The following is a 14,130-nucleotide window of genomic DNA, read 5'->3' as shown; positions in this document are numbered from 1 at the left end:
CCCTTCATTCAGGATTCCGGCGTCCTGATTGAAGGGTATGCTGCTCGATTGCAGAATCCTATTCACAACGGTTGCGTTTGCGCACGCAGCCGTTTCGCCTCCATACGTTTGATCTCGTAAGTTTGCAGCCCGTCTTCGATGTGATTGGCGATGTCAATTAACCTCTCAACGTCAGCGAATGAGTATTTTCTCGTTCCTCCCTTAGATCGTTCCGGGAAGATCAACTTCCGTTCTTCATAATATCGGATTTTTCTTACGGACAGTCCCGTAATTTCGCTGACCAAGCCGATGGAGATCACTTTTTTGTCACGGTACGACATAATGTTCATCAACCTCCCGTCAAAAACAAAAGTCGGAATATCGGCGGCGAACATGCCAGCAGTCCATGCTGTGATGTTTCATGCCTTAAAGTAAAGGTATATGCGGACATTTTATCACATAACAAAAAATTTGGTAAGATATATGTAATATAATATGCCACAAACCGAGGGTTTGAGCAACAAAGTCCATTTTTCATGTGAAAAAAGCTTACAATGAACTATGCACTCCGGTATCGGTTATCGTATGATAGGTTTATCAAGCGGAGGCTCAATATCCTCGCTGAGGTGCCGCCGTGAATGATGTTACCGTCGATCCGGGCGTTTTACGCTTCGGAGTGCCTGATCTCACTCCCCAATTGGAGCCCTGTATAGGGCTCGTTTTTTTTTGTCTGAACATGGGGAAGTGTGCCATACTTGTACAATAAACATTTAGGAGGGAAAAATGATGGCGTTGAAACAACTTCGCATGAAAGACGGTATTGAGCTTGAAGTATACGACGAGGGATCCGGTGCGGCCCTTTTATTTCTTCATGGGTTTCCGCTGCACAAAGGGATGTGGGAGCCGCAATTCACGGAGTTTAAATCGACCCGGCGCGTAGTGGCTCCGGATTTAAGGGGATTCGGCGGTTCGCGGAACTCGTCCGCAGTCGGGCCTGGGCGCATGCCGGAGCCGGTGACGATGGCGCAATTCGCGGACGACGCGGCGGAGCTTCTGGACAAGCTCGGCATCGATAAAGCGGTAGTGATCGGCTTCTCCATGGGAGGCTACATAGCGTTCGAGCTTATGAAGCGGCATCGCGAGCGCGTCGCCGGACTTGTGCTGGCGGATACGCGGGCGGGCGCGGATACGGAAGAAGGGCGGGCGGGACGGCGCAAGATGGCCGCGGCTGCGATGGAGCGCGGTCCGGTCGTTGCGGTGGAAGCAATGCTTACAAAGCTGCTCTCGCCCAAGACGCCGGATGAGCGTCCGGAGCTTGCAGCCGCCGTTGAGCGCATGATGCTGGATGCGTCCGGAGCCGGCATCGCCGCAGCGGCGCTCGGCATGGCCGGCCGTTCGGATATGACGGAGCTGCTGCCCGATATTCAAGTGCCGGCGCTTGTCATTGTTGGGGAAGACGATGCAATCACGCCGCCGGAAACGGCAAGATCGATGGCTGAGGCGATCCCGGACGCGGCGTATGCGGTTATAGCCGGCGGCGGGCATTTGGCCAATATGGAACGTCCTGCCGAATTCAATCGGGTCTTGTCGGATTGGTTGAGGGAGATTTCGAAGTAACAAGCTGTTGAGAATGACCGTGATTCGGGTATAATAGTCTCTATTATATGTAGGAGGCTGTACGTACTAATGGAAAAACCGAACGAACTTGTGGTCGTTCTCGATTTCGGCGGCCAGTACAATCAATTGATCGCCCGCCGCATCAGGGATCTCGGCGTGTATAGCGAATTGCTCCCATTTAACACAAGCGCGGAGCGGATCCGGCAATTAGCGCCGAAAGGGATCGTGTTCTCCGGCGGCCCGGCGAGCGTGTACGGCGATGATTCACCGCTCGTCGACCCGGGCGTATACGATCTTGGCATTCCGATTCTCGGGATCTGCTACGGAATGCAGATGATGAGCCATCAGCTCAAGGGTAAGGTGGAACGGGCGGGAAAGCGCGAGTACGGCAAAGCGACGGTCCGTTTCAACGAAGGCTGCCGCCTGATCGCCGGGCTTAAACCGGATCAGCAAGTATGGATGAGCCATTCGGATCTTGTTACGGAGCTTCCTGAAGGATTCGAAGTGGATGCAAGCACCGAGCACGCGCCTGTTGCGGCGATGAGCCATCGGGAGCGCAATCTTTACGCCGTTCAGTTTCATCCCGAGGTGCGTCACAGCACGTACGGCAACGAAATGATCCGCAACTTCCTGTTTGACGTGTGCGGCTGCGACGGAACGTGGAGCATGACCACGTTCATAGAAGACACGGTGCGCGACATTCGCGAGCAGGTCGGGAACCGCAAAGTATTGTGCGCGCTTAGCGGAGGCGTCGACTCATCCGTAGTCGCCGTTCTCATCCATAAAGCGATCGGCGATCAGCTCACTTGCATGTTCATCGATCACGGGCTGCTGCGCAAAGGCGAAGCCGACAGCGTAATGGAGACATTCTCCGGCAAATTCGATATGAACGTTGTGAAGATCGACGCCAGGGAGCGGTTTCTCGGCAAGCTGAAGGGCGTTGACGATCCCGAGCAAAAGCGCAAAATCATCGGCAACGAGTTCATATACGTGTTTCAGGAAGAGTCCGAGCAGTTGGGCGACTTTGATTTCTTGGCGCAAGGAACATTGTATACGGATATCGTGGAAAGCGGTACGGCGACGGCTCAGACGATCAAATCGCACCATAACGTTGGCGGACTGCCGGAAGATATGAAGTTCAAACTGGTCGAGCCGCTGAAGGCGCTGTTTAAGGACGAAGTGAGGAAAGTCGGCGAAGCGTGCGGTCTGCCTGAGGAGATCGTACAGCGGCAACCGTTCCCGGGGCCGGGGCTTGCGATACGCGTGCTCGGCGAAGTGACGGAGGACAAGCTGACGATCGTTCGTGAGTCGGACGCGATATTGCGCGAAGAGATCGCTAAAGCGGGGCTTGGCCGCGAGATATGGCAATATTTCACCGCGCTGCCGAATATGAAGAGCGTCGGGGTTATGGGCGATGCGCGCACATATTCGTATACGGTGGGCGTACGCGCGGTTACGTCGATCGACGGCATGACCGCCGATTGGGCCCGTATTCCGTACGAGGTGCTCGAGACGATTTCGACCCGGATCGTGAACGAGGTCGAGAATGTCAACCGCGTCGTCTACGACATTACCTCCAAGCCGCCGGCCACGATCGAGTGGGAATAACACAAATTAAGCGTTACAGGACAGCTGATTTTGCGGGCTGTCCTTTTTTTAATTCTGGAAAAATTTGAACGTGTATCTTTTCCTTCGGCAGGCTACGAGAAGCAGGAACAATGCCTCTTTGTGTCGAAAATTGTTGAGATTCCACATAGGGGAGAGGCCCGGCAGTGCTGTTCAACTCATATCAGTTTATTCTTCTATTCCTCCCGATCACGGTTACGGGTTACTTTCTGCTGAACAAGAGGCGGCTCGTCAAAGCGGCCAATGTTTGGCTTGCCGCCGCATCGCTGTTCTTCTACAGCTACTGGAATATCGCTTACCTGCCTTTGCTTCTGGCATCGATCGCTTTTAACTACGGAGTAGGATCGCTGCTTAGCCGAACGATGGGGGACAACCCGTCACTCAGGAAATGGATTCTGGCAGCAGGCGTCATCGGAGACGTTGGACTGCTCGGTTACTACAAATACGCCGATTTTTTCATCGCCAACTACAATGCGCTGGTTCCGGCCGACATTCCTCTGCTGCACGTTATTTTGCCGCTCGGCATATCGTTCTTCACGTTCACGCAGATCGCTTATCTCGTTGACGCCTATAGAGGCCTCGCGAAAGAATACAACATCGTGAACTACGTGTTGTTCGTCACGTTCTATCCCCACTTGATCGCGGGTCCGATCCTTCACCATAAAGAGATGATGCCGCAATTCGCAAAGCTCTCGGGCAAAACCTTTCGCTACCGCAACGCGGCGCTTGGCGTTTATCTGTTTTCCCTCGGACTTGCGAAGAAGGTGCTGATCGCCGACAATTTGGCGCCGATCGCGACGGAAGGCTTCGATGCGGCTTCGAAGCTCGGCTTCACGGACGCATGGATCACCTCGCTCGCCTACACCTTCCAGCTCTACTTCGATTTCAGCGGATATACGGACATGGCGATCGGTGCGGCGCTTTTGTTCAACATCAAGCTTCCGGTCAACTTCAACTCGCCGTACAAATCGCTGTCCATCCAAGATTTCTGGCGCCGGTGGCACATGACGTTAAGCCGGTTCCTCCGCGACTACATCTATATCCCGCTTGGTGGAAACCGGAACGGCGAAGTGCGCACGTATACGAATTTAATGCTGACGTTCTTAATCGGCGGATTTTGGCACGGGGCCGGATGGACGTTCGTTATGTGGGGTTTCCTTCACGGATTCGCTCTCGTCGGGCACCGCGCCTGGTCGAAGCTGAACATCGCCATGCCGCGGCCGTTCGCGTGGTTTCTCACATTCATGTTCGTTAATGTGACGTGGGTGTTTTTCCGTGCGGACACATTCGGGGACGCCCTCAAGGTGCTTAGAGGCATGTTCGGGTTCAACGGGATCGATATCCTCTATAAGCTGCACAGCCCGTCCGTCGTGTTGACGCTTGCGGGCGGCGCAATCGCGGCGGCAATCGCCCTGCTTGCGCCGAACACGAACGAGCTGTTCGCCAAATTCCGCCCGGCGCCTTGGCAAGCGGCTGTTGTGGCGGCTGCCGCGGTGCTCGCTCTGCTGCATTTCAACCGGATCAGCGAATTTCTTTATTTTAATTTTTGAGGGGAGAGGCGGGCGTGACAACGAAGTACAAAACATTTTTCCGTCTTTTCCTGGCCTTTGCGATTTTATATTCATTCGCGTTTATGGCGCTTGCCTATGTGGTGGACCCGCTGCAGTTTTATCGCAAAGCGTGGTATCCGCCTCTCTTCTCGGAGGAAGAACGGTACCAAAACCCTGGGCTGGCGAAAAACTACGAGTACGATACGATCATCGTCGGCAGCTCGATGACGCAAAATTTCGTTCCGTCATATGTCGAACGAAAGCTGGGCGGCAATGTGTTGAAGCTGTCCATCGAAGGCTCGACGTCGCGCGAACAGCGGCTCATCGCGGAAACCGCGCTGCGGACGGGTAAAGTAAAGAGAGTGATTTGGGGACTCGATTATTTTGCGTTGAGGGGCGACTCCGAGGCGGTGCGAAGCGATCAGGGGCCGTTCCCATTTCACTTGTATGACGACAATCTTGTCAACGATATTCTTTATCTGTTCAATTTCAGTGTCGTCCGACAGGCGGCGGAAGTGGTTTACGACCGTATGGCCGGAGAGGAGAGCGAGACGCTCGAGACGCTAAACAACTGGGATGAGGCGGCAGACTACGGAGCCGAACGGACGTATGAAAATTACTTGACGGCGCGCGGGCTCGAGAGCGGCATGGCGGAGAGTGAAGTGCCGCTTGAAACCGTTCGGAAATCGTTTGAACGAAATGTGCTCGCATTGATTGAATCGTATCCGGATGTGCAGTGGGTGCTCTATTATCCGCCGTACTCCATTTTGCGCCATTATGTGTGGTATGAATTGAACCCTGAGCGCTTTGACAATCAATTGAGCATGAAAGAATGGATGTTTGAGAAGCTGTCGGTGTTTCCGAACGTGTCGATCCACGACTTTCAATCGGACGAGAGCATTACGTTTAACTTGGACAACTACAAGGATATTTCGCACCATTCTCAGGCAATCAATGAGTATATTATCGACGGTTTGGCGGCGGGAGCGCATATTGTCACGAAGGATAACGTGCATGAGTACACGGAACGGCTGCGCCGGCAAGTTGCGGAGCTGGACCCGTACCGCCTCGACCCGAATCGCGTGATTGTCGTCGTCCGGGGCCAAGAGCTGGCTATGGATCCGAAGCCGGTGATGACGGAAGACGCGGTCATTATGGCGCCGGCGCGCGGAACGTTGGATAAAGCGGGAGTCGGGTTGAACTGGGATGCGGCTTCGGGACAAATGACGCTGAAGAACGGCAATGTGACGGTGCTGCTTACGGCAGGACGGGATACGGCCGGTGTGAACGGGGAGAGAGTGATGCTCGACGCCGCGCCTCGAATCGCGGCCGGCCGGCTGCTCATTCCTCTCGCTGCCGTTGCGGAGATATTGGGGTTTGAGACGGAGTGGGACGAGGGGGAAAGGACGTTCACGATCCGGTAAAATCCGCACATCGCTCGCGTCCCGCTAAAATCCGAACATAATTTTTAGAAAAAGTTTGATCGTTCGTATTCTTGTTGACAGCGCTAACATTTCCCAATTACAATTAGTCCGGAAGTCAGGCCGGCGGTTGATTAAGATGCATACTTTTTCCAGAGGTACGCAATCTATGACTGCCGGATAGTTGACTCAGACATTATTGCAAGGGGAGTAAGATAAGCGATGGATCAATTGTTTCGATTGCGGGAGCGCGGAACGAATGTAAGAACGGAAATTATCGCAGGCTTGACCACTTTCATGACGATGGCTTACATCCTGTTCGTCAACCAGATATTCTTGGGACCGGACGGCGCCGGTATTCCCGCGGATGCGGTGTTTTTCGCTACGGCCGTAGGTGCGGGGTTGGTCACTATCGCCATGGGCTTGTTCGTCAACATTCCGGTAGCGCTTGCCCCGGGTATGGGCCTTAATGCGTACTTTATGACCGTCGTGTTGAGCTCCGGAGGAGCCATCACGTGGCAAGCCGCTCTGGGAGCCGTGTTTATCTCCGGTATCATCTTCATTATTTTGACGGTGACCCGAATCCGACAGATGCTTATCCGCGCGGTGCCGCAGAGCATCAAGGTCGGGATCACGGTCGGCATCGGGTTGTTCATCGCATTAATCGGATTCAAATTAAGCAATTTGACGATGGTGTCGGTAACGCCGGGTATTGACGCGACGAAGCCGGTGCCGGGCGCGCTGTTCTCGCTCATACTCGGATCGTTCAATCCGGCGACTCATCCCGATACGTTCCTCGCTCTTCTCGGTTTGCTGCTCATCGGTGTATTGATGTCGCTGAAAGTGCGCGGTGCGCTGTTGATCGGCATCGTTGCGACTACAGTCATCGGCGGCATATTTTTCCCGTCGGTCGTCGATTTCAGCAGGCTGGGCCAAGCGAATTGGATTCCGCAGTTCAATAACTTGGCGGTCGGCCAGTTGGATATTATGGGCGCTTTGGGTGTCGGCATTATCGAAATCATATTCGTGTTCACCTTCGTTGAACTGTTCGATACGTTCGGTACGCTTGTCGGCACCGCCAGCAAAGCGGGAATCGACGTTAACAAGCCGGAAGGCCAGAAGACGGTAGGGCGCGCGATGCTCGTGGATGCTGCGGGCGTAAGCACGGGCGCGGTTCTCGGCACGAGCACGATAACGGCATACATTGAGAGCGCTTCGGGTGTTTCCGAAGGGGGCCGGACCGGCTTGACCGCGGTGACGACCGGCGTATTGTTTCTGCTTTCTCTGCTGATCCTTCCGCTTGCGGGCTTGGTACCGTCCGCGGCAACCGCACCTGCTTTGATCATTGTAGGCGTGTTGATGATGGGCTCCGTGCGCGAGATTCCTTGGGATGATTTCACTCAAGCTCTTCCCGCGTTCCTGACTATCGTGCTTATGCCGTTCACGAACAGCATCGCAAACGGAATCGCCATCGGTATCGTAACCTATGTCGTGATCGGCGGCGTGCACAACTTGTTCTCTTCGCGCCGCGTGCCGATACACTGGCTCATGTGGGTGCTCGCCGTTCTCGTCATTGCGAGGTATGCGTTCTTGGGCGGCGAATAAATCGAATTATCTTTGGTTAACCGTCGGCCGTTTCGGCCGGCGTTTTTTTGTGTGCGGCTTTTGAAGCGGCGATATCGGGGGGGGGGGCTATGTGTAGGCTTAAAAAGTGTTGGATCGCTCTCCCGTTTGCTCAGGAAATGTTGCCGAATGTGGAATGAGATTCCGAGGCGCATATGGTGCGGTAAAATAGAAGCGATTCATCGGGGGTGCATATGCGGTATCTGAACATTAGACTAAGGCGGCATGAACACCACATAACGAATTTGAACATCGATAAATAAAGGCGTGTAATTTAGAAATGAGGGTGGAGAGCAACGGGAACAAGAACAAGAAAGAGGAGTTAATTAAGATATCTGCTTAGATGGATACGTCATGCAGATGCCGGAAAGAGAGTCCATAACCGGCATGTCACGGAACGATTGATTGCACCGGAAACAAAACTCGTCCAAATAATTTTGCAAATATTTGCCGCCTATTCCGTGAAATGTGCGGTTGATCCATCTTTTCGCTTGTTTAAACACGTCCGGAAGCAGCTCAATTTCGTGAAGGCGGAAACGCTTGAGTATCCTCATGTCGAAGGTGTCGGGTTCGACATGCCGTTCAACAAACTCATTCTCTCCTGAACGGAGAATCGATTTGCCGTCCATATGAAATTCGGAGACCAGCTTGCATTTGACGTAGATGGGCTGGCCATTCTGATGAAACGCCGCACCGACCATAACGGGATGCTCCTGCGGATGCCGTACGAACGGCTGATGGTATTTACGGCCGTAAAAGCTGAGCCCAGCTCTGACCGTGCCGGACAGCAATTGTCTTACATCAATGGCGCTAATCGCTTGGCGAATTTTCCGGAGCATGGCCCAAGCAGTCTTATAGGTAACCCGGATTTGTTCGGCAAGTTGGACGGCATTGATGCTGGCAGGTTGAGACAAAAGTTGCAGGGTAACCGCCCACTTGTGCAGCGGGGTGCGGCTGCCTTCCATCACGGTGCCGGCAGTGAGAGAAGTCTGGTGACGGCAAGAATGACACTCGTAAAGAGGCAATCTGCGGGTGTTGATCGTATAGGCGCGCGCGTGTCCGCACCGGGGGCAGTGGAAGCCTTCCGGCCATTTCATCCGATAAAAATACGCAACGCAATCCTCTTCCGACAAAAACTTATGAATTGCAGACTCCTCTAAATGAGTCATCAAAACCACCGCCGAACATATATTCTTACTTTCCATATTACAGAACCTATGTTCCTAAGTCAAGATAATTTTGGGAATATAACCCTAGCACGATGCTTGAGAAATTCATCTGAGTCGTAGAGACACACTTCTTTGGAAACTCATTCTGAGTTATGGGGAGACAGCCCCCATGAGAAAATCATCGGAGCTATGGGGATACGTCCTCTCATGAGAAAATAATCTGAGTTATGGGTACACGGCCTCTTCAGATAATCATCCTGAGTTAACAGGACAGCGGTTTGAGATTTATAGCGGATTGCTGGAGGTGACCAGGCCGATTGCGGTAAGGGGGTACAACGTTATTAAGAGGCGGGGGATCGCCCAGGCACGTCGGAAGGACAAAAACGGTCGTCGCGGTCGAAGCAACTTTATAATACTTACATTTTCTCTGTTAATCAGATTTTCTGAGCAAGTGGCATAGCGACTGAAAGGAAGGGAAAGAGGACACTTCTGCTCGAGGTGTTCGACATTGCAAACAATTTAATAAAAAATTAGCACAACTTCCTACCAATAATCTATTAATATAATAGTGGTTAATTAATAGATTCTATCAGGAGGAAATGATGTGAGGAAACCTATTTGGAACAGAGTCGCAGGTTTTGTACTGTCGGCGGTAGTGGCGGTGTCCGGATTTGCCGGAGCGTTCGCCGCTCCGCAGCAGGCGTCGGCGAACGAAGGTTCGATCACAGTGGCGCAAGCGATCGCGAACAACTCGGGCGCGGCGACGGTAGAAGGTTACGTCGTTGCGCATACGACAGGCACTAATGCATATGATTTTACGGCGCCTTTCGCGAATGACTTCAACTTTGCAATCGCCGACAGCGCGTCCGAGACGAGTGCGGCGAACATGCTCCCTGTTCAACTGACCACAGCATATCGGGCTCAGTTCGGACTAATGACGAATCCGGCGATTATCGGCAAAAAAGTGCGCGTAACCGGAACGTTGGGAGCATATTTCTCGGTTCCAGGCTTGAAAGCCCCGACGGCTATGGAGTTCGTCGATGGCGGCGATAACGGAGGAGGAGGCGGCAGCGGAGAGGCAGTCAGGCCGATTGCCGAAGCGAAAGCCCTTTCAGGCCAGACGGTTACGATTGAGGGCGTCGTTACGGCCGACAACGCCGCCATTGGCGGCGGCAGATTGTCCACATACGTGCAGGATGCGACGGGCGGAATCAACGTGTTTGCGTTCGATGCATCGGCGTTCCCGGCGCTAACGGAAGGCCAGTTTGTTCAAATTAAAGGGCAAATAACGTCCTATAACGGTCTGACGGAAATTGTTCCTGCTTCGATCACGGTGAAAGCGGAGGGTCAACCGCTTCCTGAGCCATTGCCGCTTTCGCTCCTTGATGCAAGTCAAGCGGCAACGGCGGAACCGCATGAAGGAAAGCTCGTGACGGTTCGCGCGTTTGTAAACGATATGCCATCAACTCCGGCAGGCGGCGGATACAACGTGCCGGTCATCGACGAAAATTATAACGGCATGACGCTTCGCGTGATGGCGGAAACGAACGTCATCGGGCAGCTCAAAGAAAAAACTTGGTACGATTTCACCGGCGTGTTAAGCCAATATGACTCATACCAGCTTCTTCCCCGTAAGGCGGCGGATGCAGCGGAATTGAATCCGCAGCCCCCGGCTCCGGCTCCGGAATCGAGCTATGTGTCTACCGTGAAATCGGTAGTGGACGGCGATACGGTTCACTTGACAACCCCGGTATTGGGAGTTACGAAAGTACGCATGCTTTCCATCGATACTCCCGAGAAAAATTACGAAGGCCAGTCCCAAGGGTATTATGCGGATGCGGCGACGGAAAAATTGCTTGAACTGCTGCCGCCCGGGACGGAGGTCGAGATCGAACCCGGCAGCGATCCGATCGACGGCTACGGCCGCCTTCTCGCGCACATTCGCGTGAAAAGCACCGGACTCGATGTAAACAAGGAAATGGTAAAAACGGGTTTCGCGGTCAATTACTTTATCTGGCCGAATATGAGCTATTTCGAAGAATACAGCGCCGCGGCGAAAGAAGCGATCGAGAACGGGTACGGCATGCATAACCCTGAAAACCCGATCCCGCAATTGCCTTACCAGTTCCGGTTCGAGCTTCGCGGCGGTCCGGACAAATTCGTCGGTGATTACTTTACGAAGACATACGTCGCTCCGGACAAGTGGATGGAAGTTCCGACGGAAAACCGCGTATTCTTCTTCACGGAACAAGAAGCCCAAGAGGCGGGCTACGTTCCGGAAGCCTCACAGCTTGTTTCGGTTCAATTGTTGAGTGTCAACGACCTTCACGGCAAAATCGACGTAACGTCGCCTATTAACGGCGTGAATTACGGCCGCGCGGATTATTTGGCGGCGTATTTGAAGCAGCGTGAGGCGACGAACCCGAATACGTTGATCGTGCACCCGGGAGACATGGTAGGCGCTTCCTCCCCGGTATCGGCGCTCCTCCAAGACGAGCCTACGGTGGAAATCATGGAAGCGATCGGTTTCGACGTCGGTACCGTCGGCAACCACGAATTCGACGAAGGCGTCGAGGAGATGCTCCGCCTGATTAACGGCGGGACGCACCCGAACGGTACGCCAAACTATGACGGCATCAACTTCCCTATGGTTGCCGCGAACGTTGAATACAAAGACAACGGCGAGCTTGTTTTGCCTCCGTATACGATCAAAGAGACCGGCGGAGTGAAAATCGGCTTTATCGGAGTCGTGACGACGGAAACTCCGAATATCGTTATTCCGGAAGGCATTCAAAGCATTCGTTTCACGGACGAAACCGCCGCCATCAACAAATACGTTCCTGAATTAAAGGAACAAGGAGTTGAAACGATTATCGTTCTTGCCCACAACCCCGGCGATCAATCCGGAGAAACGGTGACAGGCAATATCGCCGACATCGCGGCTGCAATCGACGATGAGGTGGACGTTATTTTTTCGGCGCACAATCACCAGAAGAACAACGGCATGGTTGACGGCAAACTCATTGTCCAAGCGTGGGAATACGGCAAAGCGATCGGCGACGTCGATTTGCTCATTGATCCGGCGACCGGAGAAGTTGTGAGCAAGAAGGCCGAGATCATAGACGTTGTGCAGACCGGAATCGAACCGGATGCGGAAGTGGCGGCGATTCTAAAGAAATATGGCGACATTGTCGCTCCGAAGCTTAACGAAGTGATCGGCGAGACGTTGGTGGAGATGACCAAGGGATATCCGACAAAAGCCGTAATCGGCGACGATGACCTCGGCAATTTCCTGGCTGACGCCATGAAATGGTCCGTAAACAGCGATTTCGCTTTGATGAACGGCGGAGGCGTGCGCGACAACATCAATGCGGGGCCTATCACTTGGGGAGAGCTGTTCAACGTTCAACCGTTCGGCAATACCGTCGTTCGCGTTAACGTAACGGGCGAAGAATTCGAACAAATATTGAATGCCATGATCAACCCGAGATACGGCCCGGATTCGTTTATTGCAGGCGCTTCATATTCCTGGGATGCAGACACGAAAAGAGTGAAACAAATAACACTTCCGAACGGACAACCGATAGACAAGAATGCGACGTATTCCTTGGCGGTTAATAACTACATGTACGAACAAACTTCGGACAAATACCGGCTCATCGCGGAGTATGGCGACAGCTTCGTGCAAGGTCCGATCGATGTCGATGCGACGGTAGCGTTCTTGCGCAGCATCGGCGAGCCGATCGCTTATGAAGCGGAAGGCCGCATTTCGACGGATGTGACCGCTCCGGTAACGTCCGCGGCGCTTGACGGGCTGAGCGGCGAAACGCAATTTAACGATAAAGATGTAACGCTGGTATTCAGCTCGGACGACGGTCAAGGCATCGGCGTTCTGCGTACCGAAGCCCGCATAAACGGCGGCCAATGGCAGACGGTGAACGGTCCGCTGAGGCTTTCGGGCGAAGGAATGAACCGCGTAGAATACCGTTCCGTCGATAAAATCTATAATGTAGAACCGTCGCAAGAAGTTGCGGTGGCGATCGATAAGACGGCGCCCGAGATCGACGCGCACTTTAATGACAGGATTTATCTGTATGAAGAATTCCTCTTCGCAGCTGAAGCGACCGACGTATTGAGCGGAACGGAATCGTTAACCGTCGAAATGGACGGCAAGCCGATGAGCAATCCGTTTACTCTGGCTTCGATGACTTTGGAAACGGGAGTTCACAAGGTGATAGTCACGGCAGCCGATTATGCCGGAAACATGGCAAAAGCGGAGTATGAATTCGAGGTCATGCTTGACATTGGACATCTCGACGAGCTTGTTCAATGGGGTCTCGACAATGGTAAGGTGGCCGAACAACAAAAAAACGCATTATTAAGTAAAATCGATGCCGTCCAAAAATCGGCCGCCGATGCTGCGCAAAACAACCAGCTCGAAGCACTTATAAATCATGTGAAGGCGCAAGCGGGCAAACGGATCGATGCCGGCTTTGCCGAGCAGCTCATCAAAGAAATCCGGAAATTGCAAAGCAAGCTGTAACTCAAAGAAACACCCGGGATATCCCGGGTGTCCGTTATATTTTTCGGAAGTCTCCGCATGTAAAGCATGTATCTACGCTGATCCAGCCGGGCTTGTGAAGCCCGTTTTCTTTCGAGCAAGAGATCGGTTTTTCCGAGTGTGCGTCTGTTGAAATCATGGCGCAGTATGTACAGGGACTTATTAACTCGTATGTCATTCGGTGAATCGTCTTCTTCACTTCAGTGACATCTTCTTGCAACAGTCTCAATGAAACCAGGTCATTGTCGGAACTTTCGTAGCCGACAGGTTTCCCTTCCCGCACGGATTTCACCTCATTCTCAGAACAGGTGCGCACTACATCACCGACCGAAAAGGACGAACCTCCACAAGAAGGTTAAATCGTAAGGGCAGCTTGGCGATCGTAGCTTTTCAGCCGTAGACCCATAGCTTTGCGTCCTTTCCTTTCGGATAAGTTTGCCGCTTTCCTTTGCTCATTAATTAATAAAGAACCAGTTGATGTATATACTACCACAATGAAAAGAAAGCGTCACCATTTTTTTGCAAAATGCAATTTTATATTTCAAATACGAACTTTCCTGTTAAAGTGGGCTGAATTGTTCGTC

Annotated in this window: 8 protein-coding genes and 1 riboswitch; of the genes, 6 read left to right on the top strand and 2 right to left on the bottom strand. The window is 52.9% G+C overall.

Annotated elements, in window-relative coordinates:
• Nucleotides 1-62: 62 nt before the first annotated feature.
• Nucleotides 63-320, bottom strand: coding sequence for a MerR family transcriptional regulator (locus JET16_RS16430; RefSeq protein ID WP_199617570.1), 258 nt, complete (start codon nucleotides 318-320; stop codon nucleotides 63-65).
• A gap of 445 nt (nucleotides 321-765) precedes the next feature.
• On the opposite strand from JET16_RS16430, the gene JET16_RS16425 reads away from it, so the two are divergent.
• The 5 genes from JET16_RS16425 to JET16_RS16405 all read left to right on the top strand — a co-directional run bounded on the left by JET16_RS16425 (nucleotide 766) and on the right by JET16_RS16405 (nucleotide 7,798).
• On the top strand, nucleotides 766-1,596 hold the full coding sequence (locus JET16_RS16425; RefSeq protein ID WP_199617569.1) for an alpha/beta fold hydrolase: 831 nt from the start codon (nucleotides 766-768) through the stop codon (nucleotides 1,594-1,596).
• Nucleotides 1,597-1,665: 69 nt separating this feature from the next.
• Nucleotides 1,666-3,204, top strand: a complete 1,539-nt coding sequence (gene guaA, locus JET16_RS16420) for a glutamine-hydrolyzing GMP synthase (protein WP_199617568.1) — start codon at nucleotides 1,666-1,668, stop codon at nucleotides 3,202-3,204.
• Nucleotides 3,205-3,368: 164 nt separating this feature from the next.
• Complete coding sequence (locus JET16_RS16415; RefSeq protein WP_199617566.1) at nucleotides 3,369-4,772, top strand: MBOAT family O-acyltransferase; 1,404 nt, start codon at nucleotides 3,369-3,371, stop codon at nucleotides 4,770-4,772.
• A 14-nt stretch (nucleotides 4,773-4,786) separates the two neighbouring features.
• Complete coding sequence (locus JET16_RS30870; protein ID WP_199617564.1) at nucleotides 4,787-6,196, top strand: copper amine oxidase N-terminal domain-containing protein; 1,410 nt, start codon at nucleotides 4,787-4,789, stop codon at nucleotides 6,194-6,196.
• A 219-nt stretch (nucleotides 6,197-6,415) separates the two neighbouring features.
• Nucleotides 6,416-7,798, top strand: coding sequence for an NCS2 family permease (locus tag JET16_RS16405; protein WP_199617562.1), 1,383 nt, complete (start codon nucleotides 6,416-6,418; stop codon nucleotides 7,796-7,798).
• 344 nt (nucleotides 7,799-8,142) lie between these two features.
• Here the strand turns inward: JET16_RS16405 and JET16_RS16400 are convergent, their stop codons facing one another.
• Nucleotides 8,143-8,985 (bottom strand): transposase, encoded by an 843-nt coding sequence (locus JET16_RS16400; RefSeq protein WP_199617560.1) that lies wholly within the window; start codon nucleotides 8,983-8,985, stop codon nucleotides 8,143-8,145.
• Between the two features lie 604 nt (nucleotides 8,986-9,589).
• Here JET16_RS16400 and JET16_RS16395 point away from each other — a divergent pair.
• On the top strand, nucleotides 9,590-13,528 hold the full coding sequence (locus tag JET16_RS16395; RefSeq protein WP_199617558.1) for a 5'-nucleotidase C-terminal domain-containing protein: 3,939 nt from the start codon (nucleotides 9,590-9,592) through the stop codon (nucleotides 13,526-13,528).
• A 382-nt stretch (nucleotides 13,529-13,910) separates the two neighbouring features.
• Nucleotides 13,911-13,996: riboswitch (cyclic di-GMP riboswitch) on the bottom strand.
• Nucleotides 13,997-14,130: the final 134 nt, after the last annotated feature.

The sequence above is a fragment of the Paenibacillus alkalitolerans genome, from assembly GCF_016482785.1.
Taxonomy (GTDB): Bacteria; Bacillota; Bacilli; order Paenibacillales; family YIM-B00363; genus Paenibacillus_AE; species Paenibacillus_AE alkalitolerans.
This window is presented reverse-complemented; position numbering and strand designations above follow the sequence as displayed.

What these genes read in the sequence shown, in the direction of transcription:
- guaA (WP_199617568.1), top strand. Translation starts at nt 1,666, where the DNA reads ATGGAAAAACCGAACGAACTTGTGGTCGTTCTCGATTTCGGCGGCCAG.
- JET16_RS16400 (WP_199617560.1), bottom strand. Translation starts at nt 8,985, where the DNA reads ATGACTCATTTAGAGGAGTCTGCAATTCATAAGTTTTTGTCGGAAGAG.
- JET16_RS16405 (WP_199617562.1), top strand. Translation starts at nt 6,416, where the DNA reads ATGGATCAATTGTTTCGATTGCGGGAGCGCGGAACGAATGTAAGAACG.
- JET16_RS16430 (WP_199617570.1), bottom strand. Translation starts at nt 320, where the DNA reads ATGTCGTACCGTGACAAAAAAGTGATCTCCATCGGCTTGGTCAGCGAA.
- JET16_RS16425 (WP_199617569.1), top strand. Translation starts at nt 766, where the DNA reads ATGGCGTTGAAACAACTTCGCATGAAAGACGGTATTGAGCTTGAAGTA.